We start from the raw sequence: 22136 nt of genomic DNA, 5'->3' as shown, positions 1-22136 counted from the left end.
TTAACCCTTGACCGACCCGATCATTGCGCCTTGAACAAAATACTTTTGCAAGAACGGGTAGACCAAAAGAATGGGAACCGTAGAAATGATAATGGTCGCATATTTCAAAGATTCGTCCACGATAAGCGCATCCTGCCCAATGGAAGTGACTTGAACAGAAGTGATTTGCCCGGCTAAAACGATATTCCTGAGCACAACCTGCAGCGGAAACAAATCCGCATCCCGCAGGTACAGCAGCGCGGAATAGAAGTTGTTCCATATCCCGACGGCATAGAATAGACCGATTGTCGCCAGCACAGATTTGGAGAGCGGGATGACAAGACGGAAGAAGATACCGATATCATTCAATCCATCAAGCTTCGCGGATTCCTCCAGTTCCTTCGGAAAGCTTGAAAAGAACGTCCGCATAATAATCAAATACCAGGAGACTACCGCAGTCGGCAAAATCATCGCCCATCTCGTATCGACCAGCCCGAGACTTTTGACCACCAGGAAAGTGGGGATCATACCCCCGCCGAAAAATAGGGTGAACACGATGAGCATCGTGAATGTCCGATGGAAAAGCATTTCTTTTTTGGATATCGCATAAGCGCCAGCGGATGTGACCATAAGCGAAAGAGCCGTTCCCGCTACGGCATAAATCACAGTGTTCAGATACCCGGTTGAAATTCGCGGATCCTCCAGCACAAGACGATAGACTTTGAAGTTTATGCCTTTCGGCCATAAACTGATTTGACCTGAAAGCACATAAATATCCTTGCTTAGTGAAACGGCAATCATATAAACAAAGGGATATAAGGTTGCAACCACTACACCAAGCAGAATTAAAACCATCACGACTTTGCCCAAGCTAAATCTAGCTTTCACCGGATTCACTCCCCCCTACCATACGCTGGTCTCTCCAGCCTTACGGCTAATATAATTGGCAGAATAAATAAAGATCAGACCGATGATCCCCGTGAATACATCGATAGCCGCCGCATAGCTGAAATTGCCCTGTCCCAGACCCGTCCGATATACAAAGGTGCTGAGAATATCCGATGTCTCGTAAATAGCAGGGTTATACATCAGGAACACCTTTTCGAAGCTGATATCGAGCACACTTCCAATATTCAGGATAAACAAAATGACGATAACGGGCGTAATACCCGGCAATGTGATATGAAACGTTTGCTTCCACCGGCTGGCCCCATCCATTCCCGCTGCTTCATACAGTCTCGGGTCAATCGACGAAAGGGCGGCCAAATATAAGATGGTCTCCCATCCCGTATGCTGCCAAATTTCTGAAGCCACGTATATGGCGCGGAAAAATTCCGGTCTCGACATAAAATTAACGGGGTCCATCCCGAGTGTTTCAATCACCTGATTGACAATCCCGCCAGAAGGCGACAGAAACATCAGAACCATACTTACAACGACTACATTGGAAATAAAATGAGGTAGATAGCTGATTGTCTGTACGAACTTTTTGAAGAACAGATGTCTGACTTCATTTAAGATAAGAGCCAATAGGATCGGCGCAGGAAATCCAAATAAGAGCTTATATAATCCGAGAAGAAGCGTATTGCGCATTAGTTTGAAGAAATCATGACTGTGGAAGAACATCTCATAATATTTAAAACCAACCCATGGGCTGTCGAATACCCCTTTAAACAAGTTGTAATCTTTGAACGAGATGATGACCCCGAACATCGGCAGATACCGGAATAAAATGTAGTAAATCAGACAAGGCAGGAACAACAGCAGCAAATATTTACTTTGGTTAAATCTTCTCAATAGCGTTTCAGCCATTCACATTCTCCTGTCCTTAGAAATTCGCGGGTGCCCCTTGCATTTAGCGGATGGTATTATATTATTAGATAAAATTAGAGAATTACATTGTCGCTTTTATGATTTCTTCATCAATCGGGGCATAAATGAAGATTAGTGAAGGAATTCGAAAATGTGACATACCGGGGGATTCACTTATGCAAAAGGTGCTGCAGCTTAAATTGAAAACGGATTCTTTATTTATTCGACTGTTAATCAGCTTCCTGATTATTATCGGGCTGCTTGTTTCCTTCAACTTCTATTCGTTTGCTTTTTTCCGCAATAACATACAGGATGAGATCATCCAGTATAATACGTCCAATTTGAAGAACACGACCGAAGGCTTCGAGAAGCATTTCCAGTTGTTGAATAATCTTGTCCTGGGGTTGTATATGAACGATCAAGTGGGGTTGTTATTAAATAATAAGAACATGAATTATTATCCTTCCCGTCAAATGACCCGGGATGTGCAGAATGTCGTATCCAACCCTCTCCTGTATATAGACAATCTTGTCCTTTACTTTAAAGACAGCTCATTTATATTGGACAAAAGCGGAAGCACGAGAGCGGAAACGATGTTCTCCAAATTTTATCAAAGCGATGCTTATCCCTATGATTTCTGGAAGAATCAATTCAAAGATAACGATGCCTTTCATATATATCCTGCTGTCGATTTTAAAGAAATCATCTTCAAGAACGCTTCATCCCCGAGAGGCAAGCTGTTTCCCATTATTGTTAAAAACAAGTTCATTCAAAATTTCTATATCACCGCTTTTATTGATGCGGACAAGCTGATTCACGCCTATCATCGTTCGATCAATGACAACTTTTATATCCTCGACCATCAAGGAACCGCTCTATTTTCCTCGAACATGACAGACGGGAAAATACTGCCCGATCCTGCGTCTGAGCTGGATGGGAGCGCAAGTTACAAGAAGCATGGGGATTCTTATTATTTCTATAAAACAGGGAGCTTCACAGGACTCACCTACGTCAATATCATTCCTGTCCAAAATATATCATCACAAGTCACCCGCTTAAATTACACCCTTATCTCGTTGTTTATTGCTGCTGTCGCGATCAGTTTAATCGCTTCCATATTGTTTAGCATGCAGATTCATAGTCCGGTCAAACAAATCATTCGTTCGTTTCAACAGTTCAACACGCGAAATCCCGTCCGCAGCCGGATCAAGGAATTTCAGGATATTCATACGGTTCTGGCCAATAAGAATTCGTTGCTGAAATATTATGCGTATTCGAATGAACTAAAGAAGATCAATCGTAACTTTCATGAGTTAAAGGACCCTTTGACAGGCAATAGGCCTTTCCTGTTTATCCTTTTCCAGCTCACCTTTAAGCATCGTTTTTATGATGAATTCAGCGCCGATAGCGATCGGGCCATAAATTTCATCAGAGAATATATTAATCGTGCCCTGTTAGAAAAATACGCGGATTCCAGTGCTTTTCAAATTGAAAACAATCAAATTCTGACCCTGATTTTCGCCGACGATGGCGATGCGCAATTGTTGGAAATTTTGGAGCAATTGAAGAAAGTATTCGATCTGGACCGGGACCTTTGCTATTTGACGATTGCAGTCAGCACCGTCCATCAACATTCATCAGAGTTCACTTCGGCATACGAGCAGGTCATTAAACGCATCCAGCAGCGAAAACTAATGGACGAAACCCAAATCATAGGGGAGGAAGAAGACCGGACGCCCGCGTATAGCCTTAATCTGAACCTGGAGAGAGAATTCGAGATCTATATGCAATCCGGCAATGAGCTGGAGCTCATCCGCTTTACTCACAAGGTACTCGCCATGATGCAGAAGAAAGACGCAAGCGCTTCTGACTTCTATCAAATAGCCGAACTGTTGTCCAGGAAGGTGTTCCGGGCCTTGACTGAAAAGAACCTGGACCCTGGGCCTGACTATGCCGCGGATCAATTGTCCAATCGGCTGGCTGATTGTCATAATCTGGATCAGCTCACACAGCTTCTCGAACAGCTTCTATCCCATTCAGCCCGCTTGATCAGACAAAAGAAAGAAGCGCGTGATGTAATCACGAGCTTCGTCTATGAATATATCGAGAACAATTATGCGGAAGATATTTCACTCGATACCGTTGCGGACAAAATGAATATTACCGGAGGTTATTTATCCTCTTACTTTAAAGAGAAAACAGGCAAAAATTTCATTGATTATTTGAATGAGATCAGAATCACGAAAGCAAAGGAAATCCTGCTGCAATCGAATATGAGGATTCAGGATGTCGCCTTGAAAGTGGGCTACCAGAACATGAACTCCTTTAACCGCATGTTCAAGAAATACGCGGGATCAACCCCGAGTGCATTCAGGCAAACCCATGCCAAATCCGATTAATGTCCGAAATCAAGATAATACGTTGTCTGCTTTGGAATGAATTCTTCCAGTTTCTTTATGGTATCCGGATCGCCTTGCAAACGTTCTGCCCAGTGTAGAAAGGAAGGCGACCGGTAACCGAGCAGCATCGTGGTTAAGGTTTGAATGTCACAGGAAACTTTCCTATTAACGGCGTCCGAGCGTTCAATAACAGCTGCGCCATCGCTTCCGATCTTCAGCAGAAATGCGCCATCGTTCCAAGGTGCGAAACGGTCATGGACTAAAAGCGAGAATTCCGCCGATGCTCCAGCCCTGAACCGGTAGCTCCGCAGAAATCCCTCGACATCTACGATCCTTGCCATCAAGTGAGTAACCACCGTTGTTTCCAGTCCGATTGGATTATCAATCAGGGACGCGAAGCAGTCATCTGAAGGGGCTGTGAACTGAACAAAGTCGTACATACTGTTCTGCTTTCTGATATATTCCCACAGCCCCTTCTGGCTGTCTCGATCCAGATAAACCATCTCGTGAACGGTAAGCAGCCGGCTCTTGATCTGGTAGATGATGTACCCGGTCGATTCGCCGCTGCCATTCGTGTATAGGGCAATTAAACCTTTCTTGCGTGCAAAAATGGTAGACGTCCAGCGCCGCTCATCTCTCCTTAATGGACCGTTGTAACGGGAAGCATACTGCTCATACACGGGATCAAGCAAGGAGATGTCCGGTTCAATCCGCCTGACCTGCCCGCTCCCTTGCCAATCCGGGACACGGTCTACCCGTAATTTGTACCTCCGGTAATCGTACATCATTTCCCATCCGTATTTCCGGTAGAAAGGATAGGAGAAAGGCCCCAGCGTCGAGAGGGTGCACCCCTTCTCATACATGGCTTGTATGCCGTGAACCATCAATTTGCCGACCGTACCGCCGTTACGATATTCCGGCCAGGAAGCGACTCCGGCTATCAGACCGGTTTTATGCCCCTTCCCCTGAACAAACGTTTCTACCGGGAGAATGACGATATTGGAGGCCAGATCCTTATCCATAAAATATCCCCATACTTGTTCCGGCAGGGCTTGGACGAGAGGCTTGTTATCTATTTCTTCGTGCTGAAAAGCGAAATTGATCAATTTGCGGCTTTCCGCCATCTCATCCTGATGTAACTGCCTGATACTTTCCATATTCATTTCTCCTTTCCGTTGGTTCAACCTGGTAACAATATATTTCAAACCTGACACGAAAATAAATCGTCGATTTTCCGATTGGGTTCATGATATCGCTAAAAGATGGAAATCAGTGAAAGGTTTCGAAAATGTGACACGTTTAAAATCAGGCGCATACAGATGAAGAGGCAATTATTCCATTAGCCCATTCAGCGACCCCAGAAACCGCTCAACGCCTGCAAGCCCCTCCTGCTCCAGTACCTTCAGCAGCTGGGTTCCAATAATGGCGATATCGCATTTCCCCCGAAGATAAGCGACATCCTCGGCGCTCTGAATGCCGAAGCCGACGGCGACCGGCGTCTTGGCATAGCCTGCGACCCGGGACAAGAAGGCATCTGTTTCTCCGCCGAAGGAGGTTTTCGAGCCGGTAACCCCTTTGCGCGCCGCACAATAAAGAAACCCTCCTGTCTGTCCGGCCAGGTAACCCAGACGGTCATCCGGCGTATACGGCGTCGCGATCAGAATCGGCTCCACGGCATATTCGCGGCATGCCTCCAGGAACGTTCCGCTCTCCTCCGGATACGCATCGGGCACAATCAGGCCGCGAATGCCCATATCCGCGCATTCCAGGGTGAATGCTTCCGTGCCGTATTGCAGCACGACATTATAGTAAGTCATCAACAGAAACGAGATGCCGGGAAAATCCTCCGCTACCCGCCGGGCAAAATCCAAACACTGCCGGGTAGTGGTGCCGCTTGCCAGCGACGCTTGATTAGCTTTTAGAAATACCGGCCCATCGGCAATCGGCTCCGAGAACGGAAGCTGAAGCTCCACCAGGTCTACGCCGCTTTCGTGGAACAAGCGGATCATTTCGTAATTGGTATCGAAATCAGGGTAACCCAGAATCTGATGGGTCATCAGTTGAATCGGCTTTTCCCCGCGCCTGCTGCTTATCTCTTCAGCGAGACTGATCTTCGAATTGGCTGTTCTTCCGCTTGATAAACCCTTTCCATTCTTCATCCTGCAACCCCTCCGCTATGTTAAAGATGTCCTTGTCGCCGCGTCCGGACATATTGATGATGAAAATGTCCGATTTCGAAGATTCGGCAATATCCTGGAACGCTCCAGCAAAAGCATGCGTCGACTCCAGTGCCGGAATCAGCCCCTCCGTCTTCATCACAAGCTGCAGCGCTTCGACCACTTCCGCATCGGTGGCAGCCGCAAAACGCACCCGGCCTTTCTCCGATAAGTCAGCCAATATCGGGGATACCCCGACATAATCCAGGCCGGCGGCGATGCTGTACGTATCCTTCATCTGGCCGTCGCTGTTTTGCAGGAACATCGTCCTGTAGCCCTGGGCAACGCCCGGTTTCCCTTCCCCGTAAGCAATCCGGGCGGCATGGTTGCTCGAATCCCTGCCCTGGCCGCCTGCCTCCACTCCGACCAGACCCACCTCGTCATGAGGGAAGAACGCCTGAAATACGCCCAGCGCATTGGAGCCCCCGCCGACGCAGGCATATACGCGATCCGGCAGACGGCCAGCTGCCTGCAGAATCTGATCCTTTGTCTCGACGCCGATGATGGATTGAAAGAAAGCGACGATAGCGGGAAACGGATGCGCACCCGAGGCTGTTCCCAGCACATAATGCGTGGTCTCAAAGCTCGACACCCAATCCCGCAGCGTTTCATTAATGGCATCCTTCAGGGTCTGGGAGCCATAATCGACGCCGACAACCTCCGCTCCAAGCCGCTTCATCCAGAACACATTGGCATACTGGCGCTCCATATCCTCGCGTCCCATATAGATCGTCGCGGATAAACCGAGCTTGGCCGCAACCGTTGCTGTCGCCACCCCATGCTGGCCCGCGCCTGTCTCGGCAATAATACGCGTCTTGCCCATCCGCTTGGCAAGCAGCGCCTGCCCCAGCGCATTATTGAGCTTATGCGCTCCGGTATGATTCAGATCCTCCCGTTTGATGTAGATCTTCGCTCTATCGAAATGTGCCGTCAGCCGGTCCGCGTAGGTCAGAGGCGTGGGCCGCCCGGAGTAATTGGCAAGCAGGGCGCAGTATCGCTGCCAGAAATCCCCGTCATGCCGGATTTCTTCAAAATGCCGGCTGATCTCCGCGAAGGCAGGTACCAGTATTTCCGGGATAAACGACCCTCCGTAAGCACCGTAATAACCATTTTCAGAAACCAGCGTATTCGCTGCATCGGGTATGGAGCCCGCCGCATGATTTGTCATTGGAATGATCCCCTTCCTGTTGCCTGTTCTCCCTTATTGCTGATGATGAAAAGCCATAACGGCCTTGGCTGTCGCCGCATCCGTCACCAGAATGTCGATCCATCTGCCGCGCAGAACGGCTGTTATGGCTTCTACCTTGCTTAGGCCCCCGGCAACCGCGATGACATTGGGAATCCCCCGCAGCTCGCCCGCGGACAGGCCGATGAACCGGCCGCTCCCGGGATAGACCATCTCCTGTCCGTCCCCGTCCAGAAAAGAACCGCACAGATTCGCGGCAGCTCCCTGTGCCCGCAGCTGAGCCATATCCTCCGCGCTGAAGCTTCCCGATGTGACCATCGTCGCCTGCTCGCCCGCTTCGCCGATACTGACGATCGCTACCCGGCTGCGCTGCGCAAGGTCAAGCACCTTTCCGATCTCCGGTTCCTGTCGCAGCAGCGCCCCGGTCGCTTCACTCGCTACAACGGCAGGCGCATGCATAAGCCAATATTTCGCTTTCAGCTTGCTGGCGAAGGTCATGGTGTTGGAGCTGGCATGCCAGGCAGCGCCCGCGGAGCCCCAGCCTCCGACCAAAGGCACGAACTGAAGCCCTTCCCTGGCGAAATAGATCTCGTCCGCCACACTGGCAACGGTCCTGCCAGCCATCACGCCCACGATATCGCCGTCCTTCAGCACCGACTCCAGCAAAGCTGCGCTTGTACGGCCCAGCTGTTCATACAGCTTATCCCCGCGAGCTTCCGGCGAATCCACGATCAGCGCATCGTGAATGCCGAATGTTTCAATAAGCGTCCGCTCCAGCTCCTGTTCCGTGGAGAACGGATTGTTAATGGAAATGCGCACAATCCCTTCATTCTTGGCCGCCGTAAGCATCCGGCTGACATGCGGGCGCGAAATGCCCAGGCGCTTGGCGATTTCCTGCTGATTCAAGCCATCCTCGTAATAGAGCCGGCAAATTTTCACCAGCAGCCGGAAACGTTCATGATTCATCTCGGACATAGGGGTTCTTTGCACCTTTCGTATCTCATTATGTACATTTGTTCATTAATAGAACTTATGTACATAGTATACGACTGCAGCCGGCAAATTGTAAACCCTGGAAATTCTGACCCATGAGCCAAGTGAGCACCTGGAATGAGCACTTGGAATAAACATTCTGAATCCACTGGGCAGAAAAAAACAGCCTTGGAGCCCTTCCACTTGCAAAAGGATTCCAAGACTGCTGCATACACGCTTCAAGTCTATAACTGCTTAAACAAATTCCAGCCGGCCGAATTTCGCCGGCACATGATAATTCACGATGCCTGTCGGCTGCCAGGCGGTATATTCACGCCGACCGTCCCGCTTGTCGTCGATCCGGTAAAAGTTAATCCGCCACTTGTCCCCCGCCGAGATCGGGCGTTTGAAATTCCGCATCGGGATATGGATATCATACCGTGTCCAGCCGCTCTCAGCCGGTTCAACAATGCTTTGCAGACCATCGAAATGCCATTCGGTACGGACATCAATGCTCCCTTGGAGATCGTTGGTGATGTACGCATCGAAAATAACGTTATACGGGCTGATTTGAAGCTCCAGATACTCATGCCCGTCACCGGTTTCATCGATAAACACTTCCACCACATCCTGCTCGTACAAAGGCTCGTCATGCTTGGTGTAGTCCGAGACGATATAATCGTCCTGGCTTGTAAAGCGTATGTACAGACCCTCATTATTCCAATAAGCCTGAACATAGGTAAGCGCTTCGGGTACTGCGCCCGTCACGACCTCAGACAATTGTATACGCGCTGCCTGTTCCCAGGCATCTTCCGCGTTAACGGTCTCCAGACAACGGTATAAACGGCTTTCTTCCATTTTAAAATGCTCCTCTCTTCTGTTGATTTATATACACATTGACCCTATCATCCCAGATTGCCAGTTCCCTGTAAATGGTTATTTTCGGTACTTCTGCCCCTTGAGTCGGATAGGTCCCCCGCCTTAAGGCCAGCATCAAAAACCGCCGCGGGACTGTTTTAGACCTTCCCCAGGAAAGCTACAATAAGATTATCGAATGAAGCCGAATCCCATCACCCTTGAAAATAAGAAAGGAGTTTGTCACTTATGAACAAACTATATCTCTCCAGAACAGATCGGAAAATCTCCGGATTATGCGGAGGCCTTGGCAAATATCTCGGTATTGACCCGACAATCCTCAGGGTTATCATGGTCGCTGTAGGATGCTTCAGCGCTGGCAGCATCTTCCTGATCTACCTGCTCGCAAGCTTTATCATTCCCAAAGAGCCCGAGAATCCGATTATGGACATGCATAACTTTCATTACAACCCGTACAACTAATGGAATAACAGGCACATCAAGATAACTGCAAAAATGAACAACCAACATAAAGGAGTGTATGAACAATGGGAGTTTTAAACAGACTAGTCAATATGACCAAAGCAGCGGCCAACGAGCTGATGGATAAGCTGGAAGAACCGGGTATGATGCTCAACCACTATGTACGCAATATGCAGACGGAAATCGAAGGTATGCAGGCAGAGCTTCACAAGCAGGAGGCCGCGGTCCGCATTCATGGACAGCAGGCGGAGGAAGCCGGCCGCATTGCGGACATGTACGAGGCAAAGGCGCTGGAGGCCATAACGAATGGTCTTGAAGCGGCTGCCCGCGAAGCTCTCGCAGCCAAGCTGCATTATACGGAGAAAGCGCATGAAGCTGCCGTATGGCAGGAAAATGCAAAAAGCCGTATCGCCGAGCTGACCCAGCGCTTGGAAGATGCCAAAGCCGAACTGAAGGTCATGCAGAAAAAACGCGAGGAATTGGTGGCCCGCATGCAGCAAACGGCAGCCAAAACTCATTCGTCCACGCCAAGCTTCAGCTATGGCTTCGAAGAAGGCAGCGCTGCCCGCGGTTTCCAGCGGATGGAAGACAAAATCAATCAGTGGGAAGCTTATGCGCAAGTGAAAAAAACGCCATACGGTCATGCCGGAGCTGCCGGAACAGCTGGCACATTCACGACGGATTCCGCTGAGCAATCGGCGAAGGAATCGCTGATCGACGAGCAGCTGGAGCAGCTTCGCAAACGGACAAACGCCTAAACGGTGAATGATGTGAATCCTTTTTCCGCCCGTTACCCCGCGGGGAAAATGACGCTGCAATTGCAGTTGCAGCTCCACATCAGGCTATAATAACATCAAATAAAGGCCTCCTTCAACAGTCTGCGTTTAGAAGCGCGCAGACCTCGAAGGAGGCTTTTTTCTTCGATATTCATTATTCTTTCGGACTTTTTTCTTAATGACTGCCAATTAATGAATGACGATTCGCACAAATAAAGCGATAATGAAGAAAATGCGTTCTAATTGGAAGATCAGAGAGGAGTAGGCGAATGAATATTATTTACAGCCGTCCTTTTGTACGGGTCACATCCAGTCTTATGTACCGCATGAATACATCAATTATTGAAACGGAGGATCTGCTGCTGCTGGTGGATCCGGGCTACCTGCCTTCCGAGATCCAGGCGATCCGCTATCATATTGACGAGATCCGGGATTCACGGCCGCTATATCTGCTTTTCACCCATTCCGACTTCGACCATATTGCCGGCTATGGGGCATTCACGGATGCGATCACAATTGCCGGACAAGCCTTTGCGGAGCAAACCGATCAGGAACAGGCCATCCGCGAGGTTCAGCTTTATGACGACGAAGGTTATTTGGACCGGCCCTACGATTTGCTGTATCCGCCTGTCGATTACGTGATCCGCGAAGAAGGCCAGACGCTGCATATCGGCAATACTGCATTAACCTTCTACATCGCCCATGGCCATAATCCCGACGGCATCCTGACCGTGATTGAGCCGCTGGGGCTGCTGATCGCCGGCGACTACGCCTCCGACATTGAGTTCCCGTTCGTTTATTACAGTTTTCCCGAGTACCGCGAAACCTTGAACACCATGCAGCGGTTAATCAAAAGCGGTTCTATCCGGGTCATGATTCCCGGCCACGGCTCTGTAACGGAGCAGCAGTCGGAAATGGAACGGCGCGTGAGGGTATCGCACGATTATCTGAATCTGGCCGAGGCGGAAGCGGAATCCGGCAATCAGGCACCGTTCGAGCGTTTCCTGGAGCGGCAGGGCTACCGCTATTCGCTGAGTCTGACCCGCAGCCATCAGAACAACATCAAGCTGCTTCGCGACTGACGCAATAGATGAAAAAGCCGACCTTCCTTTATCGGAAGATCGGCTTCTTGCCGCTTGCGGGACTGCATTCCAGATGCTGCCGCCACCGGCGGTTATTAGCTTTGGCTTTCCATTTTTGTTTTGAACGCATCCAGCTGCTTCTGCAGCTCCGCGAGCACTTTATCGTACCCGGCTGTCTTCAGCTTGCTGCGGAATTCTTCCACTGCTTTGGCCGGATCGCCGGCCTTGCCGTAGGTAATAGCCGGGCCGAGCTCTCCGGTCACTTGAGAAATAGCGGTCAGCTCCGATTCAACGGGCGATTTGTCGAAGACAAACTGGCCGTATGGATAAGGTTTTTTGATTTGGTTGTATTCATCGTAAAGCGTGCTTTCCAGTTGGTCCCAAGTGGTGACGCTCGGAATTTCAAACTTGTCGACCCGGCCGCCCCAGAAGTCGGAATAGAATGCGTCCTTCGCTTCATTGTAGCCAGCAGGCTGTTGGCGTTTGCCGTCTACGACTTCATATTGTACGCCTTCAATGCCGTAGTTGAGCAGGTGATAGATTTCTTCGTCGTTCCGAAGCAGATCATAAGCCATCAGCGCACGCTCCGGATTTTTGCTATGCGCGCCAACCGATGTGCCGCCGTGGGTAATAGACAGCTCCAGCAGGTTATTGCCGCGTGTGCGGCTGAACGGGAACATCTGCAGCTCCGAGCCTGGCTGTTTTTTGTCCATCTCTACGCGAAGACCGCCGAATGTCTGCGTATGATGCTGATCAAGGCCCGAAAGTCCCGCCTTGAGCGCTTCGCGGTTGTCCGTTTTGTTGTTCAGCACATCCTCGCGCCAATACCCCTTGTCTGCCCATTCCTTCATCATCGTGGCGAAAGACAGGAACGTATCCTCGAAAACCGGACTAGCTGCGGTGTAACGTTCATCATACGACTTGGTCGTGAATACCGGCAGGTATCCGGTTGATATCGGAAGCTCCAGCTCATCGGTGTACGAAGCCGTGAACCCGCCGAAAGTGCTGGTTCCAGCCGAAGTGTCCCAAGGAACAACGCCTTTTTTATTGTCTTTCACATATTGCAGGTATTTGCCGATCGTTTCCCAATCCTTGACGGGCTCCGTAATGCCCGCTTCCTTGGCCCAGTCGCCGCGGTAGTAGAAGCCGTGGTTGACCCATTGCGTATAATCGTTCTCCGGGATGAGGATGATTTTGCCGTCGTTTTTGCTTTCGTCCCAATCCTCCTTCGGAATGGAATTAAACGTCTCCGGCGCATATTTCTCCAATAGGCCGTCGAGCGGCAGGAACGCGCCGCGCTGCGCATTTCCCCATGTATCCAGCCAGTCCGTCCCGATCGTGATCAGGTCCACAGGCTCGCCGGAAGCAAGCAGCAGATTGTATTTGGTTTGCCAATCCGCCCATTCCACCCATTTCCACTCCAGCTGCACATTGATTTTGGCTTTCATTTTTTCATTGATTTTGTCGAGCACTTTCTCGAACTGCCCGTTCTTCGGTTTGTCGCCCAGCACCACATAGCTGATTTTCACAAGCTTGGAAGTGTCAATGGCCTTGTCTGAACCGTTATCTACTTCCGCCCCCGCATCTTTGCCGGAGCCTGTATTTCCGTCCTTGCTCCCATTATCTTTTTTCTCCCCGGAGCATGCGGTCAGAGTGAACACCATCACCAGCGCCGTCATCAGCAGAAATGCTTTTTTCATATTAAACATACACTTGCCTCCCCTTCTCTTCTTGATTTAGAACATGTATGCGAAGGAATCCCGTCTTCTAACCGGGCGTCCGTCCCCATCATCCTTTTACGGCGCCTACCGTGATACCTTTAATGAAATACCGCTGCACGAACGGGTAAAAAAGAATGACCGGCCCCGTAGCCACGATAGCTGTCGCCATCTTCATGGACTCCAGCGGCACGTCCCTTAATTGCACATTGGAAGCGGCGGACGAGTTTTTGATAAAATCGGCGCTCGTGATGACATTGTAGAGAAACAGCTGCAAAGGCCGGTATTTGACATCGGGGGACAGAAACAGCATGGAGTTGTACCATTCGTTCCAGTAACCCAGTGCTATGAACAGGCCGATTGTAGCCAGAGCGGGTGTCGTCATGGGAAGGATCAGCTTCAGAAAGATTGTGAAGTCTCCTGCCCCGTCGATTTTGGCCGACTCTGTGATCGCATGCGGGATCGAACGGACGAAGCTTTTCATCATGATGATCAGAAATGGCGTGAGCAGCCCTGGCAGAAGAACGGCCAGATAGTTGTCCTTCAGACTCAAATACTGGGTAATCAGCAGGTAGAAAGGCACCAGCCCGCCGGAGAACAACGTGGTGAAATAAATGAAGAAGGAAATTCCATTGCGGTACTGAAAATCGGGACGCTGGAGACAGTAGCCTGTCATGGCTACGAGGAACAACCCGATGGCTGTGCCCACGATAGTCAGCGCCATCGTAACGACATAGGAGCCGATGATCAGTCCGGGGTTCTCGAATACAATCCGGTAGGCGAAGGTACTGAACTCCTTGGGCCAGAAATTAAAGCCGGAGAGCTTGATGGAGCTCTCGGCCGTAAACGATGTGCCCAGCACAAGCAGAAAGGGCAGCACGCAGCAAAGCGCAAACAGGCCGATGAACACATAGCCGACAAACTGGACGGTAAACTCCGTGGCATCCCGCCGGATGCGTTTGACCGGCGGCGCTAGCGATTTTTCCATTGCTTCCTCCTCCTGAAGTCTGTCCGGGTGGACTTTTCTTTGCACCTGTCATCCATACGCCCTAGAACAAGGAATTCTCCGGCGACGTTTTGCGGACGAACCAATTGGCGGACAAGACGACGGCAAAACCGAAGACCGATTGGTACAGACTGACGGCACTTCCCATCGAGAAGTTGAAATTGGTCATCAACGACCGGAACACAAACGTCTCGATAATATCAGTCGTAGGATACAAAGCGGTATTGTTGGCGCCGACAAGGTTGTAGAATAATCCGAAATTGCCTTTCAGAATGCCGCCAAGCGAGAATAGCAGCAGGATAATGAAGGTCGGCTTCAGCCAGGGCAGCGTAATATGGCGAATCCGCTGAAAGGCATTGGCCCCGTCGATCTCGGATGCTTCCACAATCTCCTTATCCAGCCCCATAATAGCGGCGAAATAAATGATCGATCCGTATCCCGTTGACTGCCACAGGTAGGTGAATACGATAATGAACGGCCAGAGCGTAGGATCGGAATAGGTTTTGACAGGCTCCATCCCAAACGATTTCAGAATGCCGTTCAACACCCCGTAATCGTAACTGAGGATGTTGTAGGCAATGAGTCCAATCAGGACGGCCGAGATGAAATAAGGCAGAAACATGAGGGTCTGCGACACTTTTTTAAACCACTTGCGCCGGATTTCATTAAGCAGCACAGCGACGAATATTTGCAGCACATTGCCGATCAGAATGAACGCGATATTGTAGGCGACCGTATTGAAGGTCAGCCTCCAGAGGTCGCCGGTCATAACCAGAAAGCGGAAGTTCTCAAAGCCGATAAACGGACTATGAAAGATCCCGTCCGTATAGTTGTACCTGATGAACGCCAGATACAGCCCGGGCATCGGCAGATAAGCGAAGATAATGAAGAACACAATGGCGGGCAGGCACATCAGCAGCAATACCCGGCTGTTCCAAAACCGTCTGAACCGGCCTCCCTTGTCGGCTGCGGCTTTCGCGGCCGTACGGGGTTTAATCAGAGTAGCCATAGGTCTTCCTTCCCTTCCGGATAATTAATAGTCCGCATGAGGCTATACAGGTAAAAAGGTGAACGCATCCAGCTGTCCGGGAGCTCCGGAGTCGACGGCTTCCAGCATGACCGACAGGCAGCAGCCCTTTTCCGCCATCCAAGGTCCAGGCAGATAGAAGGAATCCGGGCTGCCTCCCGTCATCACAGGGCGTTCTTCCCCGCCCGGCAGCCACAAGCGTCCGACGATGCGGTCATTCAACAGGACGGTCAGCTTCAGGCCGTTACCCTGAACATGAACGCGGTAGCCGCGTCCTTCGGCCGAGAGCCCGATTTCCCCGAACAGCCAGGCCACCGTGCCTGAATCGAGTGTCAAGGGCAGCTGCTCCCAAGCCGAAGTCGAAGCCCCTTGGCTTCGAAGCTCTGAAGCCTGCCTGGCAAGCTCCTGCTCTCCGGCTCCGGCCAAGGACCAATCGGCCGCTTCCGTTCCTTCGTAGAGAAAGACCTGGCCGACGGGAGCACCCTGGAATCGTTCCAAGCGCAAGGTAAGCTCCGTCTCCCCGCCCGGCGTGACAAACGCGCTGATATCAACGTATGGATCGATTGATCGAATCTCCCCTGCCTCCCGTCCGTTAACCAGAACGCGGGCATAGGCTTCGAATCCCTGGAAATGCAAGGTCCAGCTGTTTGCGTCCGCGGCAGCCTTGAAGCTTCTCCGAAACTCATGGAGCTGCAGCTCCTCATCCGACAGCCAGCCTCCAAAGTCGACGATCGGCCGATCGCCGCTGCCGGCCGTGGCGGGTGATGCTTCATTCTTCAACCTTATTGCCCAGTTGCCGGACAGATCGTACCGGCCCCAAATGGTGGCGATTCCGGCTATGCCCTTTAAGGACAAGAGTCTGAGCGCCGGCAGGCGCGGATCATGGAAATTGGTATGGCCCCAGATTTCTACGCGGGCGGCCATCCTCTGGGCGGCGGCGACGGATGCGGGATCCGTCTCCTCAAGGTAACGGCTGCTCCCACCAGGGACCGAAGTACCCAGATAGCGGCCGTCGGCGTACAAGGAAACGACATCGCTGCCCTTCCGAAGCAGCCAGCCCTTGACCGCCCTTCCCGGCGGCAGCTCAACGGCCGCCCCATACCACGCATAGCCGCGATAGATTCCCGCCTCCTCCAGGACGAGCGCTCTGTCGCTGCTGATACGCTCCGTGTGCGCCGGCGCTTCCGTGCCGGAGATCATCGAGCGCGTCCAGGCTTGCGGCTGCCCGCCGGCCACGTTTTCCGCCGCGGCTGCGTCATGATTTGTTTCTTTCGGGCCGCTTCGCGTGGCCGAATGCTGACGCAGGATCGGCTCGCAGCGCTCATCCAGCGATTCCATATCCAGCGCCGAGCGCCTGCCGCTCAGCAGCAGCTTCAGTGTGCGGCCGTCGTCAAACCCGACCTCGCCATGCAGCGTATCTTCGCCGGGTGGCGGAAAAACCAGAACGGTGATGCTTCCTTCGCGGGTGACAGCCGCCTCCGGGACCCGGACCACCGCGGTTTCCGGCAGCTCCAGCAGAATGTGCGACTCTCCCTCCGCATGAAAGGAAAGGACCGTCGTATTCCCTCCATGCTGAGCCCAATAGAGCTCAGCGGTTGAGAAGGCAAGTCTGCCGGGCAGCTGCCAGTGTGCAAGCGGCACCTCGTACGGCAGAATAGCAGAGCCTCCTGCTGCGGCGAGCCGCGTTTTCCCATGCAGCGCGGTGTCCTCCAGCCGCACCGCCACGTCTGCTTCAGAGGAGCCTGCGTTTGCCAGAAACAGCAGCTCTCCGCCCTCTGCCAGCCGCAGACTGAAAGGTCCGATCAGCCCCTCCGGGTCCAAACCATCGCCGGCTTCCAGCACTCCCCTTCGTCCTTGCGCCTTAGCCCCGCCAAGAGAAGGACCATATGCGGCAAGCAGACGGGCGAGCATACGGCCCTCATAGGCCTCCTCCCTAAGATGGCCTTCGGGAGAGATCATGCCGCCGAAATCATAATCGGACGTGAGAAAAGCAAGCGGGCTGCCCCAGTTGTTCGTTGCGTTCGTGAAACCAAAATCCGTCCCCGATACTTGCAGATAAGGACCCAGCAGCTTGGTGCCCGCCGAGAGCAGACGCCGCAGCAGAAAATGCGACCGGTTCGTTTCCGTAACGAGCAGCGGCATGCCGCGGGCTTCCAGTTGTTCGCGGTAATGGAGCACTTTCTCCTCGAAGTGGGCGTCCAAGTCATTGGGATAAAAGTTGCAGGTCACGACAACATCGTCGGCAAAACCCGACGCTTCCCAGAGTCCGCCTTGGCCTGCACAGGCGAGCAGCGGGACCGTAATACCGTGGCCGCGCGCCATATCCCGCAGCGAGCCGATATAACCGGCAGGATCCTGACATCCGTAGAAGTCGAGTTCATTCTCCAGCTGAACGCCGATAATCGTTCCTCCCCGGTCCGCCTGAAACGGAGCCAGTATCGGAAGGATACGGTCAAACCAGCGTTCCACGGCCTTCAAGTAAGTCGGATCGTTGTCGCGCAGTTTCAGCGTCGTGTCGGCCAGCAGATAGCCGGGAAGTCCGCCCCCGTCCCACTCGGAGCAAATATAAGGACCAGGCCGGGCAACCACCCAAAGTCCTGCCTCCGCCGCGAGCTTCAGAAAGAAAGCGGCATCCTTCTCTCCTTCAAAATCCCAGCAGCCTTCCGTGAGTTCATGATGATTCCAAGGAAAGTAGACATCGATGGAACGGTATCCGATCGACTTGAGCTGCTGCATCCGCTCCCCCCAATGGGCCTTCGGGATACGGAAATAGAACAAAGAAGCGCAGAGCAAAATTTCGGGAGATCCATTCAGATGCAAGGCATGACCGGACATGGAAACAGTAGGCAGCTTATTGATCGATACGTCCAAATTATGATCCTCCTCAAAGTTAACGTCTTACGCGCAACTTCACCCGATTAATGTAACCGGATTCATGAAACCCGTTACATTATGACCAAAAAATAAATACACTTCTTGTACCGGTTGTGTGCTTTATTTAGAGCGGAGCGTCCAGGACGGAATTCTCTAATTAAGTCAGCGGTCCAATTTGGTGTATCGCGTCTTTCGAATCATTCCATGCAGCCTAAACTGTCTGGCACAATGTAAGGGCTTTCTTTTTTTTGATTTTAGTATGTGCTTTCCATTCTGTCAACGATTTTTTTCGCTGACCGGGTACATCGTTCCCAGCCGGGCAGCTATCCGGATACCGGTCGAAGCTCGCATCCACATTCGCCGCCACCGTCTCGTCGTCCTATTCTTTAGCTATTTCCCGCTTCTTCTATTCCGCCTTGCCTGGCTGGTCACACGGCTGGAGGAGCAGTCGATTCCCGTACAACCAGCTCCGGAGACAGGATCGTCGTCTTGGCGACTTTCGTCCGCGTAATCAGCTTATCCATCACGCCAGCGGCTGTCCGGCCGACTTCATGGCACTTCAAGGAAACCGTCGTCAGCTCCGGAATACTGTGGGCGGCAAACGGAATATCGTCAAATCCGACAATCGAAAGCTGCTCCGGAACGGAGATGCCTTCCCGTCGTGCCGCTTTAAGTGCACCGATAGCGACCAGATCATTGGCGCATTGCAGCGCGGTCGGCCGCTCCCCTATCGGCAGTTGGAGCAGTTCTTCGGCCAGCTCAATTCCTTGGGCTACGGAAAAACCTCCGGTACGGATCCAATCGCTCCGCTCTTTAATGCCGCTTTCGCGCAGCACATTCCGGAATCCCTGAATCCTTTGAATCGTATTGGACATCTGTTTAAATCCGCCGATGAACGCGATATTACGATGCCCCAGCTCCACGAGATGGCGGGCAGCAAGCTCCGCGCCCTTCTTCTCGTCCACCGCAACCCGGTGAAGCGAGGCTCCCGGCAGATTGCCGTTGATCAGCAGAACGGGAACCCGCTTGCCCGCTTCCACCACTTCCTGGACCATTTCCTTGGACGGTTTGGCCAGATTAATACGGCCGCCAATCAGAACAATGCCGTCGACCTGCTTTTCCATAAGAATATTGAGAAAACGGGTTTCCCGGTCGTATTGCTCGGTGAAGTCGCGGTTTGAGGATACCGAATCGCAAAGGAAGAACGTATAGCCTTTGCTTCTTGCCTCAATATCCAATCCGGACAGCACTTCGGGAAAAAAAGGATTGGTGATGTCCGGCAGGATAATCCCGATCATGCCTGTCTCTTTCTTGAACAGACTCCTTGCAAGGGCATTCGGCTGAAACTGGTGCTTGGCGATAATGCCGGCAATCTTCTCCCGGGTGGACTCCTTGACGGGAGCGCTGTTGTTAAGGACCCGCGAGACTGTGGCGACCGAAACATTGGCTTCTTTGGCAATATCGTAAACGGTCACGGGTTTGATCATGCTCTTGATACCTCTCTCTTTCCGATAATGTGAAGGGGAGCTTGAATGGTTTTTCTAAGAATAGCAAAATCGTGGACAAAAATATAGAACCGCTGAAAAAAAAAGCAGAGCCGACATTATTGTCCGCCCCGCTTTCGTAATCGCAAGCACTCAACCCTTAATCAACCGGTTGAATCCGGATCACGGATGAGTCTTCCTCTTCCAATCCGTCGAAATAAAGCCCCCGCTCCATAAGCTCGCTCCCCTGCACCGTCAGATCCCGGTTTTCGCAAAGCCAGTCCAGCCGGTAAAAGCGGTCCGCATCCAACTGCGCCAGCCGGATATGGCGGCTCGGCTCGGCCCCATGCAGCCGAAATACAAGCAATAAGTGCTCATCGCCAGAGGCAATCGAATATTGGAAAGCAGCAAAGCGGTCGCCCCGCCCCTCCCGTTTCGGCTGATCCGTCAGACGGCGTACATCCCCCGCTCCGACAAACCGCCTGATATGTTCCTTGTACAGCCGGATATTCCACGCAAACCGCTCGCGTACCCATTGCGGAAGATCGGGAAGCTTCTGCGACATTCCGTAACCGCCAAGCATCCCGGTCCGGATGTAATAATCCAGCTGATGCGCCTTCATGTCCGGATCGAGGGGATCGAAATTCTGGAATGCATGCTTCCCATTCTCATCGGACATCCAGTCGCTGTACCCCCAGTGCAGGCAAACATCGGGAGCCAGCATCGTGGAAGCGCCCCAGAACAGCTGGAGGCTGTGCTCCGGCCAATCGGGATCGCTCAGAAACACGTTATGCGACTGTTTCATCAGTCCAAGATCGATGCGCAGCCCTCCGGATGCGCAGTTCTCCAGAACGACTTCCGGGTGCGTCGCACGAATACGCTCCAACACCGCGTAATAGCCGCTGTAGTGGGCATAAAGTCCGTCGCCCGCGCCATGACCGTGATCGGTACGGCTGCAGCCTGCGCCCGGATCAAGGTTGAAATCCAGCTTGATCCAATCGCAGTTGTAGCTGGTAATGATCCGGTCGAGCACCTCATACGCCCATTCCTGCGCCTCGGGACTACCCATGCAGACGTATCCCAGTCGTTCGCTTCCCCGGCTCGCCACAAATTCCGGGTGACGCTCGGCCAGGCGCGCATGTTGGCCAAGAGCCTCGATCTCGCACCAGAGCCCGAACATCATTCCCTTGTCGTGGACATAGTCCGACAAAGCGCGGATTCCGCCAGGGAACCGTACCGTGTTTACCAGATCCCAATCCCCGCGGTAATCGAACCAGTGCGTTGAAGGATCTGACGGCCCGAACCAGCCTGCATCCAATGTGCACACTTCCACCCCCAGTTCGGCTGCGGCATCCACATTGTCCTTGAATACCTGTTCATCAATCAGCACATCATTGTATGGCCACCAATGGTTCCATTCCACCGGGAGCCGCTTGGACAGCAGGTTGGAGGGATACCAGAACGCCCGACCTACCTTGGCAAAATCGACGGAAACGGTATTCAGATTGCCCGATGTGCCAAGGCCCAGGGCAACATGCACGCTCTCCACCGTTTCGCCCGGCTGCAGCACCTTCGCAAACTCCCATTCGCTCAGTCCGCCGCTGACGGCATATCCGCCATCCGCAAGCCTTTCGAACCGGAATTGCCAGTTACCTGACCACATCGCCGATCCTGCCAGAATGCCGCCATCCTCCCTGTACAAGGCGAACCAGGGATGCTGCCCTTTGGAGGAACGCCCGTGGCGGGTTTCGATTACCACATCCTGCTCCAGCTTCTCTCTGATGCTTTCAAATTCCTGGCCCCAATCGCTGGTATAGTACATCAGCTCATATTCGGCAGCTTTCAGCCGGTACGAAATGGAATCCATTCGCGAGATCACGACGTCCTGATCGCTGTCGCTGGTGACCGTCAGCCACTTCTCTATGGTCCCCGCTTCCGGAAACAGCTTCGTAAAGCTGCAGATGGTTAGTTTCTTCCGATCGAGACGCCAACGGTTTTCCCGCAGCCGCGAGCCGTGCCCGGCTTCGTTAACCTCATCCCCCAGGAAAATAACGCCCTCGGTTAACGCATCGATGCGCTCGCCGTCCGCGATGACCGCAAACTCCGGACTGCCGCCATTATGGAGCCACTCGGACTCTCCGGCAAGCGAAAGTCCCTTCGCCGCGCCGCCATTATGCACATCCCATTGCAGAACCATTTTCCCGTTGGTCAAGCTTCCCTGACTGTTCGTATTCATTAGCAACAGCACCTTCCTTACCTAATATGAT

General features: G+C 52.2%; 17 protein-coding genes. 4 read left to right on the top strand and 13 right to left on the bottom strand.

What is annotated here, in order from left to right:
* Both IEY46_RS24815 and IEY46_RS24810 read right to left on the bottom strand, forming a co-directional pair.
* Window positions 1–867, bottom strand: coding sequence for a carbohydrate ABC transporter permease (locus IEY46_RS24815; RefSeq protein ID WP_229750530.1), 867 nt, complete (start codon window positions 865–867; stop codon window positions 1–3).
* Between the two features lie 15 nt (window positions 868–882).
* Complete coding sequence (locus tag IEY46_RS24810; RefSeq protein ID WP_188996258.1) at window positions 883–1791, bottom strand: ABC transporter permease; 909 nt, start codon at window positions 1789–1791, stop codon at window positions 883–885.
* A 176-nt stretch (window positions 1792–1967) separates the two neighbouring features.
* On the opposite strand from IEY46_RS24810, the gene IEY46_RS24805 reads away from it, so the two are divergent.
* Window positions 1968–4190, top strand: a complete 2223-nt coding sequence (locus IEY46_RS24805; RefSeq protein WP_188996256.1) for a helix-turn-helix domain-containing protein — start codon at window positions 1968–1970, stop codon at window positions 4188–4190.
* On the opposite strand, the gene IEY46_RS24800 is transcribed toward IEY46_RS24805, so the two are convergent.
* From IEY46_RS24800 to IEY46_RS24780, 5 genes are all read right to left on the bottom strand, one after another.
* The gene (locus tag IEY46_RS24800; RefSeq protein ID WP_188996254.1) at window positions 4187–5347 is read right to left on the bottom strand and encodes a GNAT family N-acetyltransferase; all 1161 of its coding nucleotides are present in this window, start codon (window positions 5345–5347) and stop codon (window positions 4187–4189) included. The genes IEY46_RS24805 and IEY46_RS24800 overlap by 4 nt on opposite strands.
* Window positions 5348–5521: 174 nt before the next feature.
* A complete protein-coding gene (gene trpA / locus IEY46_RS24795; protein ID WP_188996252.1) occupies window positions 5522–6349 on the bottom strand; it encodes a tryptophan synthase subunit alpha in 828 nt (275 codons plus the stop codon).
* Complete coding sequence (gene trpB / locus IEY46_RS24790) at window positions 6288–7574, bottom strand: tryptophan synthase subunit beta (protein WP_188996250.1); 1287 nt, start codon at window positions 7572–7574, stop codon at window positions 6288–6290. Before trpB ends, trpA begins: the two co-directional genes overlap by 62 nt.
* A 33-nt stretch (window positions 7575–7607) precedes the next feature.
* Window positions 7608–8567 carry a sugar-binding transcriptional regulator gene (locus IEY46_RS24785; protein WP_188996248.1) on the bottom strand — a complete coding sequence of 320 codons (960 nt, stop codon included), beginning with the start codon at window positions 8565–8567 and terminating at the stop codon, window positions 7608–7610.
* A 252-nt stretch (window positions 8568–8819) separates the two neighbouring features.
* Complete coding sequence (locus IEY46_RS24780; RefSeq protein ID WP_188996246.1) at window positions 8820–9422, bottom strand: carbohydrate-binding family 9-like protein; 603 nt, start codon at window positions 9420–9422, stop codon at window positions 8820–8822.
* A gap of 246 nt (window positions 9423–9668) precedes the next feature.
* On the opposite strand from IEY46_RS24780, the gene IEY46_RS24775 reads away from it, so the two are divergent.
* The 3 genes from IEY46_RS24775 (at window position 9669) to IEY46_RS24765 (ending at window position 11760) form a co-directional block, all read left to right on the top strand.
* A complete protein-coding gene (locus IEY46_RS24775; RefSeq protein WP_188996244.1) occupies window positions 9669–9902 on the top strand; it encodes a PspC domain-containing protein in 234 nt (77 codons plus the stop codon).
* 65 nt (window positions 9903–9967) lie between these two features.
* Window positions 9968–10660, top strand: a complete 693-nt coding sequence (locus tag IEY46_RS24770) for a PspA/IM30 family protein (protein ID WP_188996242.1) — start codon at window positions 9968–9970, stop codon at window positions 10658–10660.
* 287 nt (window positions 10661–10947) lie between these two features.
* A complete protein-coding gene (locus tag IEY46_RS24765) occupies window positions 10948–11760 on the top strand; it encodes an MBL fold metallo-hydrolase (protein ID WP_188996240.1) in 813 nt (270 codons plus the stop codon).
* 95 nt (window positions 11761–11855) lie between these two features.
* Here the strand turns inward: IEY46_RS24765 and IEY46_RS24760 are convergent, their stop codons facing one another.
* The 6 genes from IEY46_RS24760 to IEY46_RS24735 all read right to left on the bottom strand — a co-directional run bounded on the left by IEY46_RS24760 (window position 11856) and on the right by IEY46_RS24735 (window position 22105).
* Entirely contained in the window at window positions 11856–13469 is a 1614-nt protein-coding gene (locus tag IEY46_RS24760; RefSeq protein WP_188996238.1) for a DUF3502 domain-containing protein, read from the bottom strand.
* 79 nt (window positions 13470–13548) lie between these two features.
* A complete protein-coding gene (locus IEY46_RS24755) occupies window positions 13549–14466 on the bottom strand; it encodes a carbohydrate ABC transporter permease (RefSeq protein ID WP_188996236.1) in 918 nt (305 codons plus the stop codon).
* A 61-nt stretch (window positions 14467–14527) separates the two neighbouring features.
* The gene (locus IEY46_RS24750) at window positions 14528–15397 is read right to left on the bottom strand and encodes an ABC transporter permease (protein WP_229750583.1); all 870 of its coding nucleotides are present in this window, start codon (window positions 15395–15397) and stop codon (window positions 14528–14530) included.
* A 138-nt stretch (window positions 15398–15535) separates the two neighbouring features.
* Window positions 15536–18382: a beta-galactosidase gene (locus IEY46_RS24745; protein WP_188996232.1), complete on the bottom strand. Its 2847-nt coding sequence runs from the start codon at window positions 18380–18382 to the stop codon at window positions 15536–15538.
* 431 nt (window positions 18383–18813) lie between these two features.
* Window positions 18814–19872 (bottom strand): LacI family DNA-binding transcriptional regulator, encoded by a 1059-nt coding sequence (locus IEY46_RS24740; RefSeq protein ID WP_308422837.1) that lies wholly within the window; start codon window positions 19870–19872, stop codon window positions 18814–18816.
* 157 nt (window positions 19873–20029) lie between these two features.
* Window positions 20030–22105: an alpha-galactosidase gene (locus IEY46_RS24735; protein ID WP_188996230.1), complete on the bottom strand. Its 2076-nt coding sequence runs from the start codon at window positions 22103–22105 to the stop codon at window positions 20030–20032.
* Window positions 22106–22136 lie beyond the last annotated feature (31 nt).

The organism is Paenibacillus nasutitermitis, assembly GCF_014641075.1.
GTDB classification, from domain to species: Bacteria; Bacillota; Bacilli; order Paenibacillales; family Paenibacillaceae; genus Paenibacillus_Z; species Paenibacillus_Z nasutitermitis.
This window is presented reverse-complemented; position numbering and strand designations above follow the sequence as displayed.

Excerpts from the sequence above, each read along its gene's own strand:
- IEY46_RS24810 (WP_188996258.1), bottom strand. The coding sequence starts at position 1,791 with ATGGCTGAAACGCTATTGAGAAGATTTAACCAAAGTAAATATTTGCTG.
- IEY46_RS24805 (WP_188996256.1), top strand. The coding sequence starts at position 1,968 with ATGCAAAAGGTGCTGCAGCTTAAATTGAAAACGGATTCTTTATTTATT.
- IEY46_RS24800 (WP_188996254.1), bottom strand. The coding sequence starts at position 5,347 with ATGGAAAGTATCAGGCAGTTACATCAGGATGAGATGGCGGAAAGCCGC.
- trpA (WP_188996252.1), bottom strand. The coding sequence starts at position 6,349 with ATGAAGAATGGAAAGGGTTTATCAAGCGGAAGAACAGCCAATTCGAAG.
- trpB (WP_188996250.1), bottom strand. The coding sequence starts at position 7,574 with ATGACAAATCATGCGGCGGGCTCCATACCCGATGCAGCGAATACGCTG.
- IEY46_RS24785 (WP_188996248.1), bottom strand. The coding sequence starts at position 8,567 with ATGTCCGAGATGAATCATGAACGTTTCCGGCTGCTGGTGAAAATTTGC.
- IEY46_RS24780 (WP_188996246.1), bottom strand. The coding sequence starts at position 9,422 with ATGGAAGAAAGCCGTTTATACCGTTGTCTGGAGACCGTTAACGCGGAA.
- IEY46_RS24775 (WP_188996244.1), top strand. The coding sequence starts at position 9,669 with ATGAACAAACTATATCTCTCCAGAACAGATCGGAAAATCTCCGGATTA.
- IEY46_RS24770 (WP_188996242.1), top strand. The coding sequence starts at position 9,968 with ATGGGAGTTTTAAACAGACTAGTCAATATGACCAAAGCAGCGGCCAAC.
- IEY46_RS24765 (WP_188996240.1), top strand. The coding sequence starts at position 10,948 with ATGAATATTATTTACAGCCGTCCTTTTGTACGGGTCACATCCAGTCTT.
- IEY46_RS24760 (WP_188996238.1), bottom strand. The coding sequence starts at position 13,469 with ATGTTTAATATGAAAAAAGCATTTCTGCTGATGACGGCGCTGGTGATG.
- IEY46_RS24755 (WP_188996236.1), bottom strand. The coding sequence starts at position 14,466 with ATGGAAAAATCGCTAGCGCCGCCGGTCAAACGCATCCGGCGGGATGCC.
- IEY46_RS24750 (WP_229750583.1), bottom strand. The coding sequence starts at position 15,397 with ATGTGCCTGCCCGCCATTGTGTTCTTCATTATCTTCGCTTATCTGCCG.
- IEY46_RS24740 (WP_308422837.1), bottom strand. The coding sequence starts at position 19,872 with ATGATCAAACCCGTGACCGTTTACGATATTGCCAAAGAAGCCAATGTT.
- IEY46_RS24735 (WP_188996230.1), bottom strand. The coding sequence starts at position 22,105 with ATGAATACGAACAGTCAGGGAAGCTTGACCAACGGGAAAATGGTTCTG.